Genomic DNA, 23,655 nt, shown 5'->3' on the forward strand with positions numbered 1-23,655 from the left:
AATATCGCGAGGCCAATCTCGGCCTCCGGTGCCCAATTGCCGCCGGGCGCCGGCGAGCCAGTATCACTTCACGAGGAATTTCTCGATCACCTCCATCCGGGGCTCAACGCCCAGGCCCGGCTCGGTCGGCAGATGGGCATAACCATCTTTGATGACGACAGGGGTCTTGGCCAGCGAGCGGCTGATCTCGCCGGGCTCGACGCAATATTCCATCACCAGCGCGTTCTCGATCGCACATAGGAAATGCAGCGAGGCGGCGGTGTTGATATCCGTAGTGAAATTATGGTTGCAGACCTTGCGCCCACGGCTCTTGGCATAGGCTGCAATCTGCATGGCCTGGGTGAGGCCCGTGCGCGTCACGTCGATCTGGACGATATCGATCTGTCCCTCGTCGATCAGACGCTCGAAGCCAACGACCGTGCTTTCCTCTTCGCCGGCGGCGATATGCTGGGTGCAGGCGCGCGACACCTTGCCATATCCGGCATAGTCATCCGGATGGAGCGGTTCTTCGATCCAGAACAGACGATAGGGTTCGAACAGCTGCGCGCGGCGGATCGTCGTCTTCGCGTCCCAAGTCAGGCCGACATCCAGCATGAAGTCGATCTTGTCGCCGACGGCGGCGCGGATCGCCTCGACATAGGCAAGGTCGGTGGCCTCATCAAAACCAAAAGGCTCCCAGCCGAATTTGACGCCGGTATGGCCCGTATCGACCGCGTGCTTGGCGCGAGCGACTGTATCCTCGATCGAGAACTGAAACATATTGGAGGAATAGACGCGCATCTTGTCACGGAAGGCGCCGCCGAGCAGTTCGACGATAGGCTTGCCGAGCGCCTTGCCCTTGATGTCCCAGAGTGCCAGATCGATGCCGGCCATGGCCTGGATGACGGCGCCGTTGCGGCCGTAATAGATCGTCGCCCGATGCATCTTGGCCCAGAGACGGCTCGTTTCCAGCGGGTTTTCACCGATCAACAGCGATTTGAGACCCGTCACCATCGTGTGGGAATAAGGCGCCTCGATGATCGCCTTGGTCACAGCCGGGCTGCCATCGACCTCGCCCCAGCCGACGATGCCGGCATCGGTGGTAATCTTGATGAGCAGCGCGTCCTGCGAACTGTCGGTGCGCGCCTCGATATTGGGCAGGCGAAGGTAGAATGCTTCGACGTTGGTAATCTTCATGATGGCTTCCTGTTGCCCACCTCAGGGCATGTGTATAAACGTATACGATGATCGCCCGTAATGAGGTAGGCGATCGCCTGTCTCATCCGCGCTGGGCGCGTCGTTCGGCGATGATCGCCTCGTAATTCACATCGAGTGCCTGGAAACGGATATGCTGCTCGATCTCGGCTTCCATCAAGGCGATATCGCCCGACGCGAAGACGTCTGCCATCCGGTAATGCTCGTCGATGATCTCATCCATGGGCTTGCCCCTGGTCGAAAGGCCGAAAATCACGGTGAGCTGGCGGGCGATGGATTCCCACAGGCCACTCAGCACCGGATTGTCGGCGAAGCTGCACAGGACGCGGTGGAAATGCGTATCCGCCGACGCAAAACCGTAGATATCGCCGCGACTGCGCATCAGTGCGAGTTCATCAATCGCCGCCTTCAACTTGTCGATCTGGGTTGGGCCATTATGGCCAAGCTCGATCGCGCGGCGGGTCGCAAGCCCTTCGAGCGAAATGCGGACATCGATGATCTGCATCAGGCGCGCCTGCGATACTTCCTGGAGGCGGATGCCCTTGTAGGGCTCGCTGACGACAACGCCCTGGCTTTCAAGCTGGCGCAACGCCTCCCGGATCGGCACCCGGCTCATACCGAGCCGTGCCACCAGATCCGGCTCGACAATCCGGTCGCCGGGCAGAATGAGGCCACGAGCGGCAGCCGAAAGGATCGCCTCAACGGCATGATCGACCAGTGTGCGCGGCTTGGCGGGTTCCCATGCATGCTCCTCGTCCGAAACAGATGCCAAAGGCGCGGCATCGTCGAAGGCTGCAACGCGCCCGACGCCTGCGGCCTTGCGGTTCGACGCAAGTTTCGATTTGCCGGTTGTGTCACGCGCCATGGAAGCCTCCGCGGCGCAGGAACTGACCGAAGCCGGGACGCGGGCAACATGCCTTACGGGCCTCATGAACAGTTTCGCCGCGCACCAACGTGCGCATCACGGTCACGCCGCAGGTCATGCCTTCGAAGGCGCTCCATTTGGCATAGCCCTGGAAATTTCCGCCTTCGACCGTCCAGGGGCGGTCCATGTCGTAGAGCGCGAGGTCGGCATCCATGCCGATACCGATGCGTCCCTTGCGGTGCGAGAGACCAAAAACCCCGGCCGGCGCCGTTGCCGACATGCGGGCGAGATCGACCAGCGACAGGCCGCGATCCTTGAGACCTGCGGCCATGAACATCGGCACGGATGTCTCGATGCCAGCAAGGCCCATGCCCGCCTCCCAGATGGAGGTCGCGCCGGCAGCCTTCTGCTCTGGCATATAAGGGCAGTGATCGGAAGCCAGCATATCGACTTCGCCGGCCTTGACCCCGTCCCAAAGCGCCTCGATGACCGGGCGCGGGCGAAGCGGCGGGCCGCAGCGGGCGTTCGGGCCGATGCGGACAAGATCATCCTCGTCGAGAATGAGATAATGCGGGCAGGTTTCAAGCGTGACGCGGGCGTTCTTCTTGGCTTCGAACAGGATTTTCGCCGCCTTGCCGGAGCTGACATGCACCACATGGCAGCGCACGCCTGTCTCACCCGCCAGCGTCGCCACGCGGGCAACAGCTTCTATCTCGGCCACTTCCGGCCCGGATTCGGCATGAGCGCGGACGTCATGGCGGCCCGCCTTTCGCAGCTCCTGCCCGGCACCGATCAGGATGTCGTGGTTTTCGGAATGGATGCCGATCAGCCCATCGAAGGAGCGGATCTCCTTCATCGCGCGCAACAGGCCGTCATCATCGAGCCGGGGCAAGCCCTTCTCGTCGGTCGCCGCTCCTTGCGGATCGGCGCTGCACAGGAATGCCTTGAAGGCGATGGCCCCTTCGGCATCCATCTTCGCCAGTTCGCCGAGGTTTTTGCCATCAAGCCCGCCCCAGAGCGCGAAATCGACCGTGCTCGAACGCGACAGTAGTGCCTTCTTCCAGAGGAAGGCATCGAGCGTGGTTGCCGGCGGCCCTGAATGCGGCATTTCCACAACCGTCGTAATACCGCCGATCGCAGCCCCCAACGTGCCGCCGATCAGCTCTTCCTCGGGCTTGTCATGCGAACCGGTGAAATGCGTGTGAACGTCGATCGCGCCGGGCATGATCACGAGGCCGGTTGCGTCGATCACTTCGGTTGCAGTCGGAAGCGCCGCATCGGGCCCAAGGATGGCGGCAATACGTCCGTCCTTGATGCCGATCGTTGCCTTGATCGCTTCCGTGGTGGTGACGACCGTGCCGCCGGTAATGAGCGTATCCATGGTTTCTGCCTCCGCGTTCACTTGGCCTCGGCACCGTCGGTGCAGAGACTGGTATCGACGAGTTCATCATAGGGAACCACAGAGCCGAGCCAGCCTATGGCCTTCAGAAGCATGGCGAAATGCTCGAAATCGCCGCGTTCGATCACCGATCCGCCGGCGAAAACGCCGGCATTCCGGTAACCGTCCAGCGCGCAAATCAGCGTCTCACTATCCATATCGGGATAATATGCCGCAACGAGGCCCGCAAGCTCGGCGACCGGCGCCGTCGAGATAACAGATAGCGCCTCTTCGATTGCACGCACGAAACCGGAAAAGGCTTCCCGCTTGTCGGCGATCCTTTCGGGACGGGCGATATAGGCGCTCCACGGCACGCCCCCTGTCGCACCTGCCAGACTATAGGTCCACGGAAGCTCTCCGCCTGCGACATAGGGAGAAAGCGCATGCAGCGAATGGAGGACGAAATCCGCGCCGCCCTTTTTGACGGTCGCAATATCGTCCGCCTCGACACCGCTGCCGGGAATGAGCGTGACATCGTCAAGCCCTGCCTGTTCCAGCAGCCAGCGGAATGTCAGCGTCGCCGTGCCGACATTGCCGATATCGATCACGCGGGCTTCGGCCAGATGCGCCAGCGAGAAGCCGTCCGGCAGCTTATGCGCGGATGCGAGGAACCAGGGATTGCTCCGCACGCTGGCGCAGAAGGAAACCAGCGCCGGGCCACCTTCCTCATAGTTCTTCATCGTCACCATCGGCCCGCCGATCGTCAGATCCGCCTCGCCTGAGAGTACCGCAGGGATCTGGCCGCCGCGGACGGTATGGCCGCCCGAATTGGTGGTGGTCAGTTCGACGGTCACGCCGCGTTTTTCGAAGAGGCCGAGCGCCAGCGCGACGAAGTGTGCGCAGTAGTAAATGCGCGCCTCGCTGGCGTCCCCCTGGTTCAATCGCAGGATTGTCGTCATCAGAGGCTTTCCTCGCAATCTTTCAAAAGCAGACCAGGCTTCAGATCGGCGAGCGTCGCGGCATTGCACCAGCTTGCCACGGCCAGCGTCTCGTCGATGAGGCCTTTGAGGAAGGCTTCTACCGCTTGCTGGCCGCCAGTGACGAGCGCCGTGATCAGCGGCCGGACGACAATGGAAAAGTCAGCGCCGAGCGCCGCGGCCGTGACGACATCAGAGCCGAAGCGGACGCCACCATCATAGCCCAGCGTCATCGTCGCCTCGCTACGCAAGGCAGGCAACTGGCGCAGCGCAGGCACCCACCGCGCACTCTGGCGCAGGCCGATATTGGAGGCGATGATGCCGGAGCAACCGGCAGCAGCAGCCTCGGCCACATCAAGCGGATTGAGAACGCCCTTGATCATCACCGGCAGGGCAAGCGATTTCGCATGGCCGACAACCTCGGCGAGATCGGCCCAGCTCCAGGCCGGAAAGGCCGGAAGCGGCTCGACGCCGACGGATTTGGAACCGATCGTCTTCCAGCCTCGCCTTGCAATCTCGGCGCCGATGGAAAAGCCCCCCGGCTGAAGATTGGCAACGGGGTGAACGGGCGCAAGCACCGTCAGGACCATGCCGGCAGCCTCGGCGCTGGCAGCCTCGTCCATCAAGCCCTTGATGCGATCTTTTGGGCCGGCGGCGCGCAGTTGCAGCCAGCAATTGTCATGCTCGGCGCAGATTTCCGCAAGCGGCGTCACCGTCTCTTCCGAAATGACAAGCGGCAGCGACAGAGCGCGGCAGGCGGCGGCAATCGGCAGCAGGCCATCGGCGTGAAAGACCCGGTCGCCGGCAAAGGCACCGGCCACGATCGGCGCGGACAGGTGGCGCCCGCAAAGCGTCGTCGAGATATCGGTGGCCGCATTGCCGAGGAGAACACGCGGCACCAGCTTGTAGCGTCGGAACTCCGCCTCGTTGAGGTCTTGCAGGTCCGCAGCGTCACGCGCGCGGCCTAACATGTAGCGGTAGAGATCCCCGCCCAGCGCCGTCCTCGCTTCTTCGGAAAACGGCAGGCCGTCCATTACGGAATTAGGCACCGTGCTCTTCCTTCTCGTGTCGCAGGAATTCGGTAAAGGCTGGCGTCCTGGGGTTCTGAATGATGTCAGGCCCGCCCTCTTCCACGAGCTTGCCCTTGGAGAGGAACACGATCCGGTCGGCGACGGAGGCGGCGAAGGCCAGGTCATGCGTGCTGATGATCATCGTGATGCCCGTCTGGGAAAGGTCGCGGATGGTCTGGTTGACCTCCCGCACGAGTTCAGGGTCGAGCGCCGAGGTGGGCTCGTCGAAGAGCAGGATACGCGGCTCGGCAGCGAGTGCGCGGGCGATGCCGACGCGCTGTTGCTGCCCACCGGAAAGCTGGTGCGGAAACGAATTTTCGAAATCGCCAAGGCCGACCAAGCGCAGCGCCCGGCGCGCCTTTCGTTCAGCCGCCGGATGCGGCAGGCGCTGCACGATGCGGGGAATGCTCATGGCGTTCTGCAGCGCGCTCATATGGTCGAAAAGCGCAAAATGCTGGAAGACGATGCCGATGCCCGAACGGGCGCGATTGGCCGGCAGCAGCCGCGTCGAAAGCCGGCGGCCATCCGGGCGATAGCCCATGACATGGTTCTCCACTTTGATGGAGCCGCCTGCAAACGGGTTCAGTGCCAGAATGGATTTGAGCAGCGTGCTCTTGCCCGAGCCGGAGCGGCCGAGAAGGACCACGACTTCGCCGCGACGGACGGAGATGCTCAGCGCATCCAGCACGCGGACATTGCCGTAATCGACAGACAGCGCATCCACTGTCAGAACGTCGGCAGCATTGGCCGAATATTTTTTGGCGAGCGGCGGCGTCGCGGCCACGGGCTCTTCCGACGCTTCCCGCTCAGCCTGTCGCTTCTTCAGCCGGGCAGCCTTGCGGTCGACATTGAACCGGCTTTCAAGCCACCACTGGGCGCCGGCCAGCGCCGACGACATGATCATGTAGATCGCGCCGGAGGCGACGAGGACGGGAATGAACAGAAAGTTCTGCGAGACGATCGCCTGACCGCGCATGGTCAATTCGTTGACGCCGACGACGGAGGCAAGCGAGGTCGATTTCAACAGTCCGACGGCCTCGTTGCCAAGCGTCGGCATGATGGTCCGAAGCGCCTGCGGGATCACGACATGGATCATCTCGGCTGTCATCGAAAAGCCGAAGGCCTGGGCGGCAAGCCGCTGGTTGCGATCCGTCGATGCAATGCCGCCGCGAATGATCTCGGCGCAAAAGGCCGTCTCGTTGATCATCAGAGCGAGCATCGCACTGGCAAACGGGCTCAGGCGAAGCCCGAACTCAGGCAGCACGTTAAAGAGCAGAATGAGCTGGAGAAGAACCGGCGTCCCGCGCAGGATATAGATATAGGCCTGCACCGGAAGCCGGATCAGTATGTAGCGAGAAGTGCTGGCGAGTGCCAGAAAGAACCCGATGATGATCCCGCCTGCAAGCGCGCCAACGAGGAGTTCGACGGCGATGACAGCGCCCTGCCAAAGGTAGGGCAGCGTCAGATATTTCAGAAAATCGGCCATCTCGTCGCCTTCGAACCCCTTCTATGATCAGCCCTTGGAGACGGCCGGACGCTCTGCGTCGCCGCCCTGACCCCAGAAGTCGAGCAGCTTTTTCTGTGCGCCGCTCGCCTGGATGACCTTCATGGCGTCAAGAACGGCGTCACGCAGGATGGTGTTGTCCTTGGCGATCGGGAAGCCGACCATGATCGGCAGATCGACCTTGAATGCCGTTTCGAGCTTCGGATCGGAGGCTGCGACTGCGGCGGCCGAACCGCTTTCGGTGAGGTAGATATCAGCGCGGCCGGATTGCAGTGCCTGGATGCTGTTATCGGTATTCTGGACCTGCAGAACATCGACGGCCGGCTTGCCGGCAGCCTGGCACTTCGCGGTGGTTTCCGGAATGAGCGTGTTGGCCTCATAGGTGCCGGCAGCAGCAGCGACGGTCACGCCGCAGAGATCGTCGACCGACTTGATGTTCTTCGGATTGCCCTTCTTGACGATCGAGCCGTCCTGCACCTGAACGGAGGCAACGAAGGCGATCTGCTTCAGGCGGGCATCCGTGACGTAAAGCATCGGGCCGATATCGGCGCGGCCGCTCGAAATCGAGGTCAGAAGCACGTTGAACGAACCGTTCTGGTATTCGTGGGTGAAGCCGAGGCAGCCGCCGAGACGATCGAACAGCGAGGGATCGAGGCCTTCGATGACCGATGGGTCCTTTTCGGACGGTGCTTCGAAGCCCTTGGTATAGCCGCCGAGACCGACAACCAGCTTCTTGCCGACCAGCGACGGGTACTTCGTCTGGAGCGCGTTGCATTCCTGCATGCCGGCGAAATCCTTGGCGGACGGCTTGATATCGTCCGCGGCGCGGGCACCGGCCGTCGAGAAGGCAAGGGCAACGCCCATGCCGAGCATGGCAAGCGTGGTCTTCTTTGCTGCGAATTTCATGTTAGTTCCCTTATTGGCGCGGTGCGGGGTGGATGCCGGCAGGGCCGCGCGAACCTGCTGCATAGGCAATCGCTTCGATTGCCGTAACTTTTAAGCTCTTCCGCCTCTTCTCGAAGGGGTAACGGCTCTATCTGTTTCTGCTTTAAAGAAATTCTAGGTGCGGGACCGGTCCCCACATCCGGTGGAATTGCCTCAATACCCAAGCTTCGGATCAACCTCGTTCCTGAGCGGTTCGCCGTTCTCCAGGCGCTTGAGATTGTCGTTGAATATCGAAAGGCAGCCCGCCATGTAGGTCGCATGATCGTCGACGCTGCAATGAGGGGTCATGATCAGATTTGGGCAGGACCACAGACGGTCACCGGCCGGCAAGGGCTCGATATCGAAGACATCGAGGACAGCGCCGGCAAGCCTGCCGGACTCGAGCATGTCGGCCATGACGGCATAATCGATCACGGCCGCTCGCCCGACGACGACGATGCCGGCCCTTTCGGGAAGGATTTCCAGCCGGCGCTTGTCGATGAGGCCGCGCGTCGCGGGCGTGGCCGGCAGGGTCGAGACCAGCACATCGGTATCCGCGAGCACGCTGTCCAGCGCATCTGTCGCAATGCAATTGTCGAGATCGACATCGGCGCGGCCCGTCCGCGTCACGCCCGTCACATGATAGCCGTTGGCGAGGAGCCGCCGGGTGGCTTCGCTGCCGATGCCACCGACGCCAAGCAGCGTCACACGCTTGCCACGGGCGGGCGTTTCGAAAAGCGGCTGCCATTTGCCTGCGGCCTTATCCGACACGAAGCCCGGAATGCGAAAATTGAGCATCAACGCGGCGGCGAGGACGAACTCTCCGCCCTTCTCGCCATGCACGCCGGAGGCATTGGTCAACGCAACGCCGCCCGGAAGCGTTGGAATGATCGCCTCGACGCCGGCCGAGATCACCTGGACCCAACGCAGCGATGGCAGCTTTTTCTTCAATGCCGAGACATCCGGCTTGACGCAGGCAAAGACGATATCCGCATCGTCGGGATAGCTTGACCCGTCTCCCTCGCTGATGACGAGGCCCGCAGCATCCAGACCGGAGGCGGCAGCGCTTTCGGCCAGTTCCTGCGGGGAAAGCCGGAGGGCGGCTGCGGGATCGCGATCATTGAGGATATGGATACGCATCCTTTCAGGCCCCTGCCCCGACACCAGCCGAGCGAACGGCGACGGCTTCCATTTCGACGAGCAGCCGCTCATTGTTGAGCGTGATACCGACCGTCGATCGCGCCGGATAGGGCGCGGGGATCATCTCGCCATAGACCGCATTCATCGCAGAGAATTGGCCGAGATCAGTCAGGAAGATCGTGACCTTGACGAGGTCGGCCAGCGTCATCCCGGCGGAGGTGAGCAGCGCCTCCATGTTCATGATCACCTGCCGCGACTGGGTTCCGACATCCGAGCCGACAATCTCGCGGGTATGCGGATCGATTGCGACCTGCCCGGACAGGTAGAGCGTATCGCCGACAAGGATGGCAGACGACAAGGGAGCTGGCCCCATCGGGCGATCTTCAGGCTTGAACCCGGCGTAAGAAATCGGCGTCTTCACTGCTTTCTCCACGATTGACGAATTAAGGATCGTATACGATTATACGAATGTCAAGCGCGTTGTCACGACTTCTTCTCTTTCCCAGGTGACGCGGCGGTGCAGTTACGTAATAGTCGGCAAGCCGCGCGACCGCAGTGGGAGAGGATGAATCCGTCAGTCACGGATCATGGGTTACGGCTAGCAGCTGACGAGCATCTGGAGCGCGGCCGGCCGCGGGCAAAGAAGGGATGGAGAATGGCATATTTCGATAAAGGCACTTTCGTCGGGAGAGCGTGGGCGACCGGGGGCGACGGGCCGATCTTGATAACGGTTCGTGACGGAATGCTCCTCGACATAACGTCGCGAGCAGCCCCAACCATGCGCGACCTCATGGAAATGGGCCTTGTTGCATGGATCGGTTTGCGGCTGATATTTGGCGGGACATCGTATTGAGGGTTTTCCGTATGCCGCACAAGTTCAACTCCGCCCACCGACACGAGATTGCTCGGCAGAAACATCGGGTGACGAACTGGGCTACCTATAACGAGAGCTTGAGGCGACGCGGCGATTTAACCGTCTGGGTCAGTGAAGACGTGCAGTGTCTCTGGTCGGCATCCCGGCGGAAGTCGCGTGGCGGACAGCCGACATATTCGGATCTGGCGATCACACTATGCCTGACCTTGCGGGTCGTCTACGGCTGCCCCTGCGTCAAACCCAGGGCCTGATGCGCAGCGTGGTGGCGCTGATGGGTCTGGATGTTCTGGTTCCTGATTTCTCAACTCTGTCGCGCCGAAGCAAGGGAATGGCCCTGCCGCCGACGGAGCCTCGCCTGGGGAGTGACGGGCCGATCACTCTGGTTGTCGACAGCACCGGGCTGAAGCTCGTTGGCGCCGGAGAGTGGCTTGAAACAAAGCATTGCGCCAAGTCCAGTCGCAAGCGGTGGAGGAAATTACATCTCGGACTTGATCTGGTCAGTGGTGAGATCGTCTGCAGCGAATTGACCACGGATGAGATCGGTGATCCGACGGCCCTGCCGGATCTTCTCGATCAGATCGACGGCTCCGTCGCCCGCTTCATTGCCGATGGCGCCTATGATGGCATTAAGACGCGCGACCTTCTGGCCGCCCGCTTTGGCGATCATGTGAATGCCGTCATTCCACCGCCGAAGAATGCGGCCGCCAGTCCCGACGCCGCCACACATCCCACGGTTCGCGATCGCCATATTGCCGAGATCGCAAAGCAAGGCCGATTGGCGTGGCAGAAATCGACGGGCTACAATCAGCGCAGCCGGATCGAAACCCAGATGGGCCGATGGAACACTGTCATTGGCCCCAAGCTGCAAGCGCGCGGTCTCGACAATCAGAAGACCGAGGCCCGCATCGGCGTTCTTGTTCTCAACACAATGACTGAGCTCGGACGTCCGATCTTCGAACGAACACTATGAAATCCGACCGGGCTAGGGGCGATTGCGTCAACCGGACGATCCATGCAACACGGCCGGCTGACGCCGAATTTCGACCGCCTCGCGCGGGCCGGCACCCATCTCTATCATTCCTTCACCAGCCAGCCGCTCTGCGGTCCTGCCCATTCTTCCATGCAGACCGGCCAGTTCGCCACCCAGACAGGATGCTTCCGCAACGGCATTCCGCTGGCCGACGATGCGGTCACCATTGCCAAGACCTTCGCCGGGGCAGGTTACAAGACCGGCTACATCGGCAAATGGCATCTGGGCGGCGCAGACCCGGTGCCGAAGACCGAGCGCGGCGGCTATCAGAGCTGGCTCGCCGCCAACCTTCTGGAATTCACCTCCGACGCCTACGACACGGTGGTCTACGATGTGGATGACCAGCGCCGCAAGCTTCCGGGCTACCGCGTGGATGCGCTGACGGACGCGGCGATCCGCTACTGCGACGAGCACCAGAGCGATCCCTTCTTCCTCTTCGTCTCCTTTCTCGAGCCGCATCACCAGAACCACACCGACGCCTATCCCGCGCCGGACGGCTATGCCGACGAGATGAACGCACGGCTCTGGACGCCGCCGGACCTCGCCACCCTGAAGGGCACCAGCACATGGCATCTCGGCGGCAATTACGGCATGGTCAAGCGGCTGGACGAGGCATTCGGCCGGCTCGTCGACGCGCTGAAGAGCCTCGACATGCTCGATGACACGATCATCATGTTCACCTCCGACCACGCCTGCCATTTCAAGACGCGGAACAGCGAATACAAGCGATCCTGTCATGAAAGCGCCGTGCGGGTCCCGACCCTGATCACCGGCCCCGGCTTCCAGTCCGGGGGGCAGGTCCGCGCCCTGTTTTCGACCATCGACGTTGCTCCGACGCTCATCGACGCGGCCGGGATCGCGGTTCCTCAGGAGATGACGGGACAGTCGATCCTTCCGGTCGTGCGCAATCACCGCGCTCCGTGGCGTGACGACGTCTTCTTCCAGATCTCGGAGACCGAGACCGGCCGCGCCCTGCGGACACATCGCTGGAAATATGGCGTGACCTCTGCCTATGACCGCGATGCGCCGCGATCGGACGCCTATCGCGAGAGCTATCTCTACGATCTCGACAATGATCCCTACGAGATGGTTAACCTGGTCGGGCTGACCTCTTTCCGCGAGGTGGCCGACGACCTGAAGGCGCGGCTCCTGCGCTGGATCGCCGACGTCGAGGAGGGCCAGGTGCCGGAGATCCTTGAGGCAAAGCCGCGCTTTCCGCGTCAGTTCAGGCTGAATGCGAGCGACCTCATAGGCGCCGTGGATCGCGAACGCGACGTGGATCCCCTGGAATAGGGTCGCGCCTCAATTCCGGCAAAAGGCGGCGAAGCGGTCGAACAGGGTCGCATCGCCCATCTGGCCACCCTTGAGCAGGAGGACCGGCGACCGGCCGCCCTCCTCCATGCGCCCCTCGCACAGCGCAACCCCCCGGTCCAGATCGGCGACATGGGAAAGGCTCGAGATCTGCAGTTCGGAGAGGATCAGGGAGGACGTGTCCCCCCCGGCCACGCCGATTCCGGACAGTGTCTTACCGGCGACGACGGTTTTCATCAGGGCTGCACATTTGAGCGCAAGCGCCTCGCCCGAGAGCCCGTATCGGGCCTCGTGCTGAAGATGGAGAAGGACATTGCGGCCCTCGCCCAGATGCCCGCGCGCCGTCGCGGCCAGGGTATCGAGACGGCTCTCGTTTTCCAGCATGACCGGGGTCACGGCCAAGGTGCTGTAGCGCGCGGCGTGGGCGATCTGGGCCGCGGTCAGCGACGATCGGCTTCCGGCAAACAGAAGCACGGGGCGGTCGGCATCCGCTGTCTGACGGGTGGCGCCGGCTGACGCACCGGTCTTTCGGTCAAGCGCCGGTCGCGCGGCACAGATGGCCTCCGCCACGCTGCTCGGTCCGACAAGCAAAATCGGGCCCTCCCAGTCGATTCCAGCCAAGGCAGCCCCGACGGTATCGACATGTGCCTGCGACGCGGCATCGACGAGCACAGGTCGCAAGCCGTTGCCGGAGGCAGAGAGAAGCCGCGGGCAGATGATTGCCGGCGCGACATCCAGTTCGGCACCGGAGACGAGCGAGATATCCGCAAGTCCCTGCCTCTGCAGATGTCGACGCAGGTCAGCCTCCCCCATCGGCGTCACGGGATGCGACGACATTACGGGATGGCGGTCGATGCGATAGACGATGCCGTCGGGCGCCCGGGCAAAAAGGTTGCCGAAGAGGCAATAGCGCCCGAGACTGGGCTGTCCGCCGAGAATGATGGTCAGCGCCGGCTGCAGCGCCTCACTCAGGCCGCGCACCGCTGCGCCGATACTGCCGACCGTCTCGCTGCTGTCGAAGGTCGAACAGACCTTGAAGTGATAGAAGCGCGCGCCGAGATCCCTGATCTGCGGTGCCATGGCTTCGCAGGCCCGGCGGATCGCATCCGCCTCCATCGCGCGCAACGCCGTCGCGATGCCGACCGCGTCCAGTCCCTCGCAATCGGCAGCGCCCGGCACCGAGAGGAACAGCCTTGTACGCCGGCCTCCGCGCGCAAACGCGGCGAGTGTATCCGACGCACCGGTGAAGTCGTCACCGATGAAGACAGTCTCCGGCAGGTGCTCCGTCATCCGCGTGCACCGTAAAATGCGAGCGCGGCAGCCAGGGCCGGATGGTTTGCCGCGTGCTCCTCAAGTGTTTTGTCCTGCAGGATCGCCTCATAGGCCTGCCGCAGGCTCTCAACCCCGGCCTCAGGACCTAGTGGGTGGGCAAGGATGCCGCCGCCAGCGAGGAACATGAAATCCTCACTGTCCGCGGCCTCCATGGCGCGATGCAGCGTTGCCGCCCATTGGCCGGACGAAAAGACCGGCATGACCCGGTCATCGATACCGGAATCGGCCGAAAGCGGTGCCAGGCAGCGCCGCGCCGCATGCTCGACCTCCTCGGCAGGATCCGAAAATTTGCCCCCGATGCCATGGACATGCATGTGGTCAATCCCCGCCAGCCGGTAGAGCGCCTGATAGGCATCGAAACCGAAGCCGAGCGCCGGATGCCGGCCAAAGGCGCCGTAGCCGTTGCGATGGCCGTGAACCGCAAGCGGTGTCGATCGGCGCAGCGTCTCCGTAGCCGACAGGCCGCACCAGTTGAGGCTCGCCATCACGCACGAGCCCCCTTCCCGCTCGACAAGCTCTGCATGGCGCCGCATGGCATCCGTTTCGTCGGTGACATTGAAGGCCACCATGACGTTGCGACAAGTCCGGTCCCGATAGGCCCGAACTTCCCGCATGACAGCCGGGACGCGCTCGGCAAGCGGCGCATGCACCGGATTTGCGCAGATCTCGTCGTCCTTGATGAAGTCGACGCCCGCCTCGCAGAGGCTGGCCACCAGACCTGCCGTCTCCTGCGCCGACATGCCGACATTGGGCTTGAGGATCGTCCCGAACAGCGGGCGCCCCTCCGCACCCGTAGAAGCGCGGGTGCCTCCAATGCCGAGACGCGGCATTTCATAGCTCTGCCGATAGGCCGCAGGCAGGTCGATCGACAGCAGCTTGAGCCCGGTCACCTCACCCAGATCGTAGAGGTTTCCGGCAACGATCGAGGCGAGCGTCGGCAGGTTTCGACCCACGTTCTCGACCGGATACGCAACGCGCACATGGGCCCTGCGATAGGGTGCATGAGCATGCCTGCGCTCGAGATAGGCGCTGTAGAGGCTGGGTTCCGCAAGCGGTTCGATCTCGTCTACCGACAGCACGACTGCGGCCGCCCGCTCCTTGAGTTCCTCGGTCTCGTTCGCCACCTTGACGAAGGTGCCGGAACTCTGCTCGCCGGCCATGATGCCCGCGACCTTTTCCGGATCGAGCGGGGTCTCGATCAGGTATCGCGCCTCGATGAATTGCCTTGCCGCCATGACGCGCCTCAGATCTTGCTGAGATCGGGGAAGGGCCGAACCGGATCGCTACCGTCCCAATCCTTCGACGCTTCGCGGATCAGATCGAACATGCGTCCCTTGGGCCCCAGTACCTCGGAAAGCTCGATCACGGTTCCGGGATGGTCTTCCTGGGCGAAATAGACGAAACGGCCGTTCACGCCGACGGTCCCGTTCATCTTGACGCGAAACCCCTCGCCTTCCATCCGCGCCAGATCTTCGTCGAATGTCTGGGTCCAGTAGGCAACGTGCTGCAGACCACGGTGACCGGCAGCCATGAAATCCCGATACATGGACGGCGCATCGTTGCGGGTCTGGATCAGTTCGACCTGAATGAAGCCGGCATTGGCGAGAGCGACGGAATTGTGGACGTCATAGCGCTCGCCCTCATAGGTGTAATCCTCGATCGGAACCTTCGGATTGTAGTACCAGGGACCGACCCCCATCGTGCCGTGCCAATAGGCCATGGCGGCTTCTATGTCGTCTACGACGTAGCCCAGCTGACGGATTTCGCCCAGGAATCTGCTCATGTGGAAGCCTCATTGCACCATGTAGTTGGGAAGCCATGTCGAGATCGCGGGGATCAGCGTCACGGCGAGAAGGGAAAGCATCAGCGAGATCAGGAAGGGCAGTGTGCCCCTGATGACCGTGTGGACCGGCATTTTTGCGACGATTGACACCATGTAGAGGCTCATGCCGACGGGCGGGGTGAGCAGGCCGATCATCAGGTTGAGAACGAATACGATGCCCAGTTGCAGCGGATCGACGCCTGCCGCGGCCAAGGCCGGTGCGATGATTGGCGCGATGATCAGGATCGCTGCAATCGATTCCAGCACCATGCCGACGACGAGCAGCAGGATGTTGACCAGAAGCAGCAGAAACAGCGGATTGTCGGAAAGACCGAGCAGGAAGGCGCTGACCGTGACCGGCACGCGGTCCATGGTCAGGACCCAGGCAAACAGCGCCGCCGTCGAGACGATGAACAGGATGCTGCCTGTCGCCTCGACGGTTTCCTGCAGGCTTCTGACAATGCCGCGCCAGTCGAGGCTGCGGTAGATGAAAAGACCGATGAACAGGGCATAGGCGACGGTCACGCCCGCCACTTCCGTCGGGCCGAAATAGCCGCTCATTAGTCCGCCGATCAGCAGGACCGGCGCCAGGATTGCCGGAAGCGATATGACGAATTTCCGCGCTATGGCGGCAAGGCTCGGCGTGACATCGTCCCGCGGCAGGTTCTTCAGCCGCGCCGTGATAGCCACCTGGACCATCAGCAGCAGGGTGATCAGGATCGCAGGCACGATGCCGGCCAGCAGCAGCTTGACGGCCGAGACATTGGCGACGCTCGCATAGATGATGATCGGTATGGAGGGCGGGAAGATCGGTCCGATGGTGGCAGCGGCGATCGTGATACCGGCGGCGAAATCCTCCCGGTAGCCCTGCTTCTTCATCTGGTTGATCTGGATCGCGCCAAGCGCACCGATGTCGGCCAGGGCGGCCCCGGAGACGCCGGAAAAGACGAGACTGACGAGAATGCTGACCTGGGCGACCGCGCCGCGGACCCGGCCGACCAGCAGGCGGACAAAGTCGAACAGGTGGGTCGTCACGCCCATGGCCGTCAGAAGGTTGGCAGCCAGGATGAACAGCGGCACGGCAAGCAATGGCGTGGAATCGAGAGCGTTGACGGCGCGCTGCGCCAGCACGTTGACCGGCAGACCATATGCGACGATCACCACCGCGGATGAAAGGCCGAGGCAAACGGCAACCGGCATGCCGATCGCAAGCGTCAGCAGGAAAAGGATAAGAAGAGTAAGGCTCATTGCGGACCGCCGGCCGGAGATTGATTGGCCACGCCGCCACCCGCAAGACAGAGAAGCCTTACCAGAGCCACGAGGCCAAGGAGTGTGATGCCAACCACGGCGGGCGCATAGAAGATCCAGTTGGACAAGCCCATGGCCGGGGTCGCGAACTTGCCTGCCCGCATGAGATAGGCCTGCATGCCGTAAAGGGTGATCGCGCAGAAGACGAAGACACCGGCTTCCGCGACGACCGCCATGACGCGCCTTGAACGACCGCCGAGAAACTGGGGCAGCATATCCACCGCGACATGCTGGCTGCGCACGGCGAGAAGCGGAAGGGCGAGATAGACGAGCGCCACGCCGGAAAAGCGCGCCAGCTCGTCTGCCCACGGCAGCCCCAGATCGAAGCCGTTGCGGGCAACGACCTGCAGCACGACGAGGACCGCCATCAGGGCAAGCAGCAATACGGCAACGGCCATCAACAATTGCGCAATCCGCAGGAGTATCGTGTGTGCGAATGTCACCATCGTGCCGGCCGTCGACGTCATAACTTGGCTCCCCCAGCTTGCGATCAGGCGATCGCCTTGATCTTGGCGTAGAGGTCGCCGTATTTCTCGCCGAAACGCTCGTCGACCAGTTTCTGCACCGATGCCCGGAACTCGCCGATTTTCAGGCCCTCGTCGACACCGATGACCGTCATACCCTTTGCCTTGAGGGCTTCGGTATCCTTGGCTTCGTTGTCGGCAATCGCCTTGGTCGCCCGGTCGCGGATTTCGGACGCCGAGGTACTGACGGCCTGTTTCTGCGCATCGCTGAGGCCCTGCCAGACGTCCTCGTTCATGACGACGACCTCCGCATTGGACATGTGCCCCGTCAGCATGAGATGCGACTGCACCTCGTAGAGCTTGACGTTGAGAACCACGTTGACGGGATTTTCCTGTCCGGACGCGACACCGGTCGCAAGCGCTGTCGGCACTTCCGACCAGTCGACCGGGATCGGCACGGCGCCCATGCCCTCCACGGCCGTGGTGTAGATCGGGAACGGAACGGCACGGATCTTTACCCCCGCCAGATCCTTGGGCGACATCACGGCCTTGTTGCAGGTCAGGTTGCGGCGACCGAAATAATGCGCGTAGACGACACGCACATTGGCGGCCTTGACGAGCCCCTGATTGAGTTCGGCCATCACCGGCGAATTGACGTCCATGACCTTCATCAGGTGATCGACGTCGCGGTAGAGATAAGGTGTGTCGAGAGCGGCAAACGGCTCGTAGAGCGAACCGATGCCGCCGGCGGTATTGTGAGAGAAGGCGATGTTGCCAAGCGACACGGACTCGGCCAGTTCCTGCAGCTTTCCGAGCTGGGATGCCGGAAAGACATCGACCTTGATGTCGCCGCCGGAATTCTTCGCCACGGCCTCGGCGAACCAGTCGGCCTGGGCTCCGGCGACGCTCGCAGGCTCGTTGTTGTGGCCGTACTGCAACGTCATCGACTGCGCCCGTGCGATATAAGGCGCCATGAGTATCGATGCGGCCGCCCCCGCGCCGATACCCAGGACAGACCGGCGCGAAACCGCCGACTTCGCCAATGCAAATTCTTGAGCCATCATTTCCTCCCTGACTGCTCCCTGCCGGCGCACACCTCCTCAAGGCGTGCCTCTTGACAGGAAGCTACGAAGGCGCATGCTTCAGGTCAAACCGTATTAAATGATGGATGTTGATGTGTCGTCAGACAAAATCGACACCGGTCGAACCAACCGGCTCCCGCTGATGGACGACATTGCTGTCCGCGCCGGCGTCTCGCTTGCGACCGTCGATCGCGTGCTCAACCAGCGCAAAGGCGTGCGGGAACGCACGGTATCGCTAGTGCTGCGCTCGGCCCTAGAAGTCGGATATCTGAGCCAGGAGGAATACGACCTGCTGGTGAGACCGCGTCCGCCAAACGTCGTCTTCCTGCTTCCCAACGGCACCAATCCCTATCTGCGGCTGCTCGGAGAGAAAGTCCGGAAAAGAGCGGATATGAGGTCTCGCGACAGCGCCAACATCCGCTGTTTCTTCGTCGACAGCTTCGCACCATCCGCTCTTGCGGCCGCCCTTCGCCATCATGCCAGATGGGCGGACGCAATCGCCTGCATGGCCCTCGACCACCCGGCTGTGCGCGAGGCGACGGCGGAGATCGTGGCACGCAACAAGAAGGTCGTCGCCATCGTCTCGGATTTCGCGCCGGCGGTGCGCAGCGCCTATGTCGGCCTCGACAACCAGCAGGCGGGCCGCACCGCCGCCTATCTGCTCGGCCGCTTCTGCCGGCACCAGAAGGGCGACGTCGCCGTCATCGCCGGCAGCCGCATCTACCGGGCGCATACCGACCGGGAAATGGGCTTCCAGAGCCTGGTCGAGGAAATGTATCCGGAGCTCAGCATCATCGGAGTGCGCGAGGGGCATGACGACCGGGACGAAAACTACCGTCACACGCTCGCGCTGATCGATCACCATCCGGAGCTTGTCGGCATCTACAATGTCGGCGGCTCCTCCGACGGCATAGCCCGGGCATTGAAGGAAAGGGGCAGGAGCGAGGACCTCGTCTTCATCGGCCATGGCCTCAGCGCCGACACCCGCCGCCTTCTGCTCGACGGCACGATGGATGCGGTCATCAATTCGGACCCGGATCTGGTGCTGAGCGCGGCGCTCGCCGCCTGCGGCGAGCTGTCCGGCGACGGCAGTCCGCCCTTGGCCCCTTTGCTGAAGATGGAAATCCTGCTGCGCGAAAACCTGCCGCTATAGCAAAATCCTGACAGAACGGACGCCCCCGGCCGCGACAAAGAGACCCTGTGCCTACCAGGCTGCCTGATAAAGTTTCAGGATATCGTCCCTTGAAAGGCCCAAGGGGTTACGTGCCGAGCAAGCCGCGTGAGCCGGGTGGGGTGGCACAACAGAAACGCCTTTTGCCATCTATGCGGTCCATCTGCCGGACATACTTGATGGGATAGCCCTGGGTGAGAGAGTTACCGGTTCGGCATAGGCGTTTGGCGAACCACCAGCTTGGAGGATATCCATCGACCGCATATTTTCGCAGTCAGCCTTTTGCAGGAGCCATAGATGAACGAACAGATCGAAGCGATTCTGGAGCTGTATCATCAGCGTATAAACGAGGAGCGGAGCAAGCCGCGCTTCGAGCCTCCTGGTGGGCGTGACGGCGGCCAGGATCAGCGCATGCGCGCCGTTGGGCCGCAGACCGGCCGCCCTATCGATCTGCTCGCCGGAAGTCTCAAAGCACCGATAATTCTGAAGATCGGCACATCGTTCGGATATTCGGGCTGGCTGGCGGAGGCGGCGCGTGCCAACGGCGGCCGGATCATCAGTATGGAGATACATGCCTAAAAGTCAGCGTATGTGTCAACGGCGGAGTAAAAACCGGCCACGGGGCGGAGCAAAAGTCGGCCACTATGGCGGCCGCCTGAGACCGCCGGGGGCGCGTAGCCCGAGCGGGGGTCTCAGGTGGCCGTGGCGATTTTTTGAAGGGTCTCAGTTGGCCTTTCGGGCGCGGCTTTGAGCCAGACGATAGCTGTCGCCGTTCATCTCGAGGATGTTGACGTGGTGAGTGGCGCGATCGAGTAGCGCACCGGTGAGACGCTCCGATCCCAAGGTCTCCGTCCATTCATCAAACGGGAGGTGGTGTCGCTGGCGATGAACCCGTCCTCAAGAAGACCGGTATTCCGATAAGAACCGTTGCGGAGAACCGAGGGCGCGACTATAGAGGAGATCGTTGCAGGTTATCCGTCGCCCACAATCCGCATGGTCGAGCTTGCAGAGATCTGAACAGCGGCACACGCGGCCAGCCGCCCAGACTTTCGGACCTCGGCGCTAGAGTTATCAGCGCGACGCGTTTCTCGCTGCCGCTGCCGCTGCCGCTGCCGCTGCCGCTGCCGCTGCCGCTGCCGCTGCCGCTGCCGCTGCCAAAAGGCAAAATCTAGGACCAGTAAATCCACTTTACATCGACCAAAGGATTGAGAGCGGCGCAGCCTGGAGGCGTTCGGCAAACGGCGTGATGCGGTCATGATCATGCAGGACGAGGCCACGCACGAAACGGTCACCGACCGCTGCCTGCAACTGACGCAACCCGCGAAAATCGTCGGCCTTGACGGTCGCAGACGCCTTCACTTCAATGCCGATGATTCGCCCGCGCCGATCCTCTATCACGACATCGACCTCATCCAGATCCTTCGTTCTGTAATGCGAAAACGAAACGCGTCTCTCGGACCAGGATGCCAGCTTCATCAGTTCGGAGACGACGAAACTCTCTAGCAGGGCGCCAAATCGGGTCTTGTCGTCGGATAGCCTGGCCACTTCTTCTTCGCGCAAAGCCGCCAGAAGTCCTGTATCGATGAAATGAAGCTTTGGCGTTTTGACAAGCCGACTGAGCCGGTTGTTCGACCATGGCACCAGAGTTTTGATAAGGAATAGCCGCTCTAGAATGGCTATGTATTTCTGAGCGGTGACGCCGGACAATCCCAGTGCAGAACCGAAGCTGCTATTGTTGATCAATTGGCCGGCATGTTCCGCAAGGATGTTCAGGAGGCGCGGCAAACGATCGAGCTGATCGATGTTGGCAATGTCGCGCACGTCACGATCTAGGATCAGAGTAACATAGTCTTCGAGCCACGAGACACGCCGGGCCGAGGTGGTTCGCCTTAAGGCTTCAGGATAGCCTCCAGCCAGAACCATGCTCATCAATTCCTTGCCCAGAACAATCTCACCCTCTACGGCCGGTTCGTCCCCCGCAAACAGCCGGTCGAGCATGAGACCCGGACTCGATCGGATTTCGGCCTGCGCAAAGGGAAGAAGCGGAATGACTGCCATCCGGCCGGCCAAGGAGTCGGCAATAGCTGGAATGGTCGCGAGATTGGCGGAGCCCGTTAGCAGAAACCTTCCCGGCTCCTGATCATCATCCACGCTTGCCTTGATTGCAAGCATCAGATCGGGGGCTCGTTGGACCTCATCGATAACCGCGCGCTTGATCCCCCGGATAAACCCGGTCGGGTCGGCCTTCGCGGCATTCAAGGTGCCCGCATCATCCAATGTGATGTATGGTCGATCCTTGTCCGAGAACGTGCGCGCGAGCGTCGTCTTGCCTGCCTGCCGCGGCCCGGATATCAAAACGACACGGGTATCGGCCAGAGCTGCCTCCACGAGAGGCAACGCTTTTCGATCGACGAGGGGCTTCAAATTCGAATGACCAATCATACGGCCATTCTTAGCTCATGCTTCGTCCAGTTTAAAGTGCAGAGCCGTCCATTTTTAATTCAAAGAGCGACCAAACTTTAGCCTCGTCACTTCTGGCCGCCGATGCTCGTCAGATCGAGCGGATACCAGCGTCGTCGGGTTTGATTGGAGCTTCCTCTGGCATTTCAGAAGGTCCGTTCTCGTCAATCTCACCAGCAGGCATCGCAAACTTAATGGACGAAGGGCCAGCGAAAGGCGCTATCCGCAAATATCTCTCATGCTCGGACAATTTCCGCCCACAGGCTTATCGCCGCCATTCGCAGTTCGCGATGGTGCCCGGAGGTGAACCGTCCCGGCTTTGCCGGAGACCGTTTGGCTTAAGTTATGCGGCCATAGCTGGTGCGTCCAGCATGGCGTAGTATCGTTCTTCGGCCTCGGCTGTCGGTATGTTGCCGATGGGCTCCAGAAGGCGGCGGTTGTTGAACCAATCGACCCATTCGAGCGTGGCGAACTCCACGGCTTCGAAGTTGCGCCATGGTCCTCGCCGATGGATGACCTCGGCCTTGTAAAGACCGTTGATCGTTTCGGCGAGAGCATTGTCGTAACTATCACCAACGCTTCCGACAGACGGCTCGATGCCTGCCTCCGCCAGCCGTTCGGAATAGCGAATGGACACATATTGCGAGCCGCGGTCGGAATGATGAACCAGCCCGCCACGTTCGACGGGCCGCCGATCATGAAGCGCCTGGTCGAGGGCATCGAGCACAAAGCCCGCATGGGCCGTTCGGCATGCCTGCCAACCGACGATACGGCGGGCGAAGGCATCAATGACGAACGCCACGTAGACGAAGCCCTGCCAGGTCGCGACATAGGTGAAATCGGATAACCACAGCATGTTCGGCGCGGGAGCGAAGAACTGTCGGTTCACCCGGTCTAGCGGGCATGGAGCGGACTTGTCCGACACGGTGGTTTTGACTGGCTTGCCGCGAATGACGCCTTGAAGCCCCATCATTCTCATAAGCCGAGCGACGGTGCAGCGGGCAATATCGTAACCCTCTCGCTGCAGCTGCCGCCAGACTTTGCGCACGCCATAGACCTGGAAGTTCTCGTTGAACACCCGGCGTCTCTCAACTTTCATGGCAATATCGTTCCGTTCGCGGGCTGACAGGCGGTCCACGTCCGTGCGTTTGGCAACGACCTCATAGTAGGTGGACGGGGCAATCGGCAGCAGCCTGCAGATCGGCTCGACCCCGAGCACCGAGCGGTGTGCATCGATGAAGGAAATCATCGCTTCAGTGGGCGGTCGAGCTCCGCCTCCCTGCCCGGCAGGCGAATGCTCGCATTCGCCGATAGGGGGCAAAATACGCCGAGGCTTTGCGTAAAATCTCATTCGCCTGACGAAGCTCCCGGTTCGCCCGCTCCAAAGCCTTCATCTTCTCCGCCACGTCACTCGGCAAACCTGCACGCTTGCCGCTGTCGACCTCGGCCTTCTTCACCCATTCATTGAGCGTATGCGCCGAGCAGCCGATCTTGGCCGCTATGGAAGATACAGCCGCCCACCGGGAAGGATGTTCGGCTTCATGATCGGCCACCATTCGAACGGCGCGGGCGCGGACTTCAGGAGAAAATTTGTTCGTCGTCTTGCTTGTCATAGACCCTACTTCTCACGAGTTGGGGTCTCCGGCAAAGCCGGCGCGGTTCAGTCAACGGATCGCGCACATCCAAGATACACGCAACCCTCTCAATCCAGCGGAACCATCCCGGTCACGGCGGGTTCATGTGAACAAT

General features: G+C 61.9%; 18 protein-coding genes, 4 pseudogenes and 1 other annotated feature. Of the genes and pseudogenes, 4 read left to right on the forward strand and 18 right to left on the reverse strand.

From position 1 onward, the window contains the following. Positions 1-63 precede the first annotated feature (63 nt). From J2Z17_RS03630 to J2Z17_RS03670, 9 genes are all read right to left on the reverse strand, one after another. A complete protein-coding gene (locus J2Z17_RS03630; RefSeq protein WP_209942339.1) occupies positions 64-1,176 on the reverse strand; it encodes a mandelate racemase/muconate lactonizing enzyme family protein in 1,113 nt (370 codons plus the stop codon). Positions 1,177-1,258: 82 nt separating this feature from the next. After that, positions 1,259-2,059, reverse strand: a complete 801-nt coding sequence (locus J2Z17_RS03635; RefSeq protein WP_209942341.1) for a GntR family transcriptional regulator — start codon at positions 2,057-2,059, stop codon at positions 1,259-1,261. Continuing rightward, positions 2,049-3,440 carry a dihydroorotase gene (locus tag J2Z17_RS03640; protein WP_209942343.1) on the reverse strand — a complete coding sequence of 464 codons (1,392 nt, stop codon included), beginning with the start codon at positions 3,438-3,440 and terminating at the stop codon, positions 2,049-2,051. The genes J2Z17_RS03635 and J2Z17_RS03640 overlap by 11 nt, the downstream gene beginning before the upstream one ends. A 17-nt stretch (positions 3,441-3,457) precedes the next feature. Further along, positions 3,458-4,396: an ABC transporter substrate-binding protein gene (locus tag J2Z17_RS03645; protein ID WP_209942345.1), complete on the reverse strand. Its 939-nt coding sequence runs from the start codon at positions 4,394-4,396 to the stop codon at positions 3,458-3,460. Then, complete coding sequence (locus J2Z17_RS03650; protein ID WP_209942347.1) at positions 4,396-5,463, reverse strand: alpha-hydroxy acid oxidase; 1,068 nt, start codon at positions 5,461-5,463, stop codon at positions 4,396-4,398. Before J2Z17_RS03650 ends, J2Z17_RS03645 begins: the two co-directional genes overlap by 1 nt. Continuing rightward, positions 5,456-6,970 carry an amino acid ABC transporter permease/ATP-binding protein gene (locus tag J2Z17_RS03655; RefSeq protein ID WP_209942349.1) on the reverse strand — a complete coding sequence of 505 codons (1,515 nt, stop codon included), beginning with the start codon at positions 6,968-6,970 and terminating at the stop codon, positions 5,456-5,458. Before J2Z17_RS03655 ends, J2Z17_RS03650 begins: the two co-directional genes overlap by 8 nt. 27 nt (positions 6,971-6,997) lie before the next feature. Then, the gene (locus J2Z17_RS03660) at positions 6,998-7,894 is read right to left on the reverse strand and encodes a transporter substrate-binding domain-containing protein (RefSeq protein WP_245223851.1); all 897 of its coding nucleotides are present in this window, start codon (positions 7,892-7,894) and stop codon (positions 6,998-7,000) included. A gap of 192 nt (positions 7,895-8,086) precedes the next feature. After that, entirely contained in the window at positions 8,087-9,052 is a 966-nt protein-coding gene (locus tag J2Z17_RS03665; protein ID WP_209942351.1) for a D-2-hydroxyacid dehydrogenase, read from the reverse strand. 4 nt (positions 9,053-9,056) lie between these two features. Further along, positions 9,057-9,425: a Rid family detoxifying hydrolase gene (locus tag J2Z17_RS03670; protein WP_280923338.1), complete on the reverse strand. Its 369-nt coding sequence runs from the start codon at positions 9,423-9,425 to the stop codon at positions 9,057-9,059. Positions 9,426-9,916: 491 nt separating this feature from the next. Here J2Z17_RS03670 and J2Z17_RS03675 point away from each other — a divergent pair. Continuing rightward, a pseudogene (locus J2Z17_RS03675) lies at positions 9,917-10,896 on the forward strand (IS5 family transposase). A gap of 42 nt (positions 10,897-10,938) precedes the next feature. Beyond that, the gene (locus J2Z17_RS03680; RefSeq protein ID WP_209942355.1) at positions 10,939-12,249 is read left to right on the forward strand and encodes a sulfatase-like hydrolase/transferase; all 1,311 of its coding nucleotides are present in this window, start codon (positions 10,939-10,941) and stop codon (positions 12,247-12,249) included. Positions 12,250-12,258: 9 nt separating this feature from the next. Here the strand turns inward: J2Z17_RS03680 and J2Z17_RS03685 are convergent, their stop codons facing one another. The 6 genes from J2Z17_RS03685 to J2Z17_RS03710 are packed head-to-tail and all read right to left on the reverse strand — an operon-like array spanning position 12,259 to position 18,254. After that, on the reverse strand, positions 12,259-13,557 hold the full coding sequence (locus J2Z17_RS03685; RefSeq protein WP_209942357.1) for a four-carbon acid sugar kinase family protein: 1,299 nt from the start codon (positions 13,555-13,557) through the stop codon (positions 12,259-12,261). Then, positions 13,554-14,834 (reverse strand): RuBisCO large subunit C-terminal-like domain-containing protein, encoded by a 1,281-nt coding sequence (locus tag J2Z17_RS03690; RefSeq protein WP_209942359.1) that lies wholly within the window; start codon positions 14,832-14,834, stop codon positions 13,554-13,556. The genes J2Z17_RS03685 and J2Z17_RS03690 overlap by 4 nt, the downstream gene beginning before the upstream one ends. Positions 14,835-14,842: 8 nt before the next feature. Beyond that, positions 14,843-15,382 carry a VOC family protein gene (locus J2Z17_RS03695; RefSeq protein ID WP_209942361.1) on the reverse strand — a complete coding sequence of 180 codons (540 nt, stop codon included), beginning with the start codon at positions 15,380-15,382 and terminating at the stop codon, positions 14,843-14,845. A gap of 9 nt (positions 15,383-15,391) precedes the next feature. Continuing rightward, on the reverse strand, positions 15,392-16,669 hold the full coding sequence (locus J2Z17_RS03700) for a TRAP transporter large permease (protein WP_209942363.1): 1,278 nt from the start codon (positions 16,667-16,669) through the stop codon (positions 15,392-15,394). After that, entirely contained in the window at positions 16,666-17,196 is a 531-nt protein-coding gene (locus J2Z17_RS03705; protein ID WP_245223853.1) for a TRAP transporter small permease, read from the reverse strand. The genes J2Z17_RS03700 and J2Z17_RS03705 overlap by 4 nt, the downstream gene beginning before the upstream one ends. Positions 17,197-17,219: 23 nt before the next feature. After that, positions 17,220-18,254 (reverse strand): TRAP transporter substrate-binding protein, encoded by a 1,035-nt coding sequence (locus J2Z17_RS03710; RefSeq protein WP_245223854.1) that lies wholly within the window; start codon positions 18,252-18,254, stop codon positions 17,220-17,222. A 115-nt stretch (positions 18,255-18,369) separates the two neighbouring features. On the opposite strand from J2Z17_RS03710, the gene J2Z17_RS03715 reads away from it, so the two are divergent. Next, positions 18,370-19,428, forward strand: a complete 1,059-nt coding sequence (locus J2Z17_RS03715) for a LacI family DNA-binding transcriptional regulator (protein WP_342454360.1) — start codon at positions 18,370-18,372, stop codon at positions 19,426-19,428. Positions 19,429-19,743: 315 nt separating this feature from the next. Next, positions 19,744-20,019, forward strand: a pseudogene (locus tag J2Z17_RS03720) (O-methyltransferase); the annotation flags it as partial. 150 nt (positions 20,020-20,169) lie between these two features. Here the strand turns inward: J2Z17_RS03720 and J2Z17_RS03725 are convergent. The 3 genes and pseudogenes from J2Z17_RS03725 to J2Z17_RS03735 all read right to left on the reverse strand — a co-directional run. Further along, positions 20,170-20,319: pseudogene (locus tag J2Z17_RS03725) on the reverse strand (ATP-binding protein); the annotation flags it as partial. 315 nt (positions 20,320-20,634) lie between these two features. Continuing rightward, on the reverse strand, positions 20,635-21,888 hold the full coding sequence (locus J2Z17_RS03730) for an ATP-binding protein (RefSeq protein WP_209942367.1): 1,254 nt from the start codon (positions 21,886-21,888) through the stop codon (positions 20,635-20,637). 361 nt (positions 21,889-22,249) lie between these two features. Continuing rightward, positions 22,250-23,519: pseudogene (locus tag J2Z17_RS03735) on the reverse strand (IS3 family transposase). Next, positions 23,081-23,190, reverse strand: a sequence feature (AL1L pseudoknot). Its footprint overlaps the pseudogene before it by 110 nt. Positions 23,520-23,655: the final 136 nt, after the last annotated feature.

Source organism: Heterorhizobium halophytocola, from assembly GCF_017873095.1.
Classification (GTDB): Bacteria; Pseudomonadota; Alphaproteobacteria; order Rhizobiales; family Rhizobiaceae; genus Allorhizobium; species Allorhizobium halophytocola.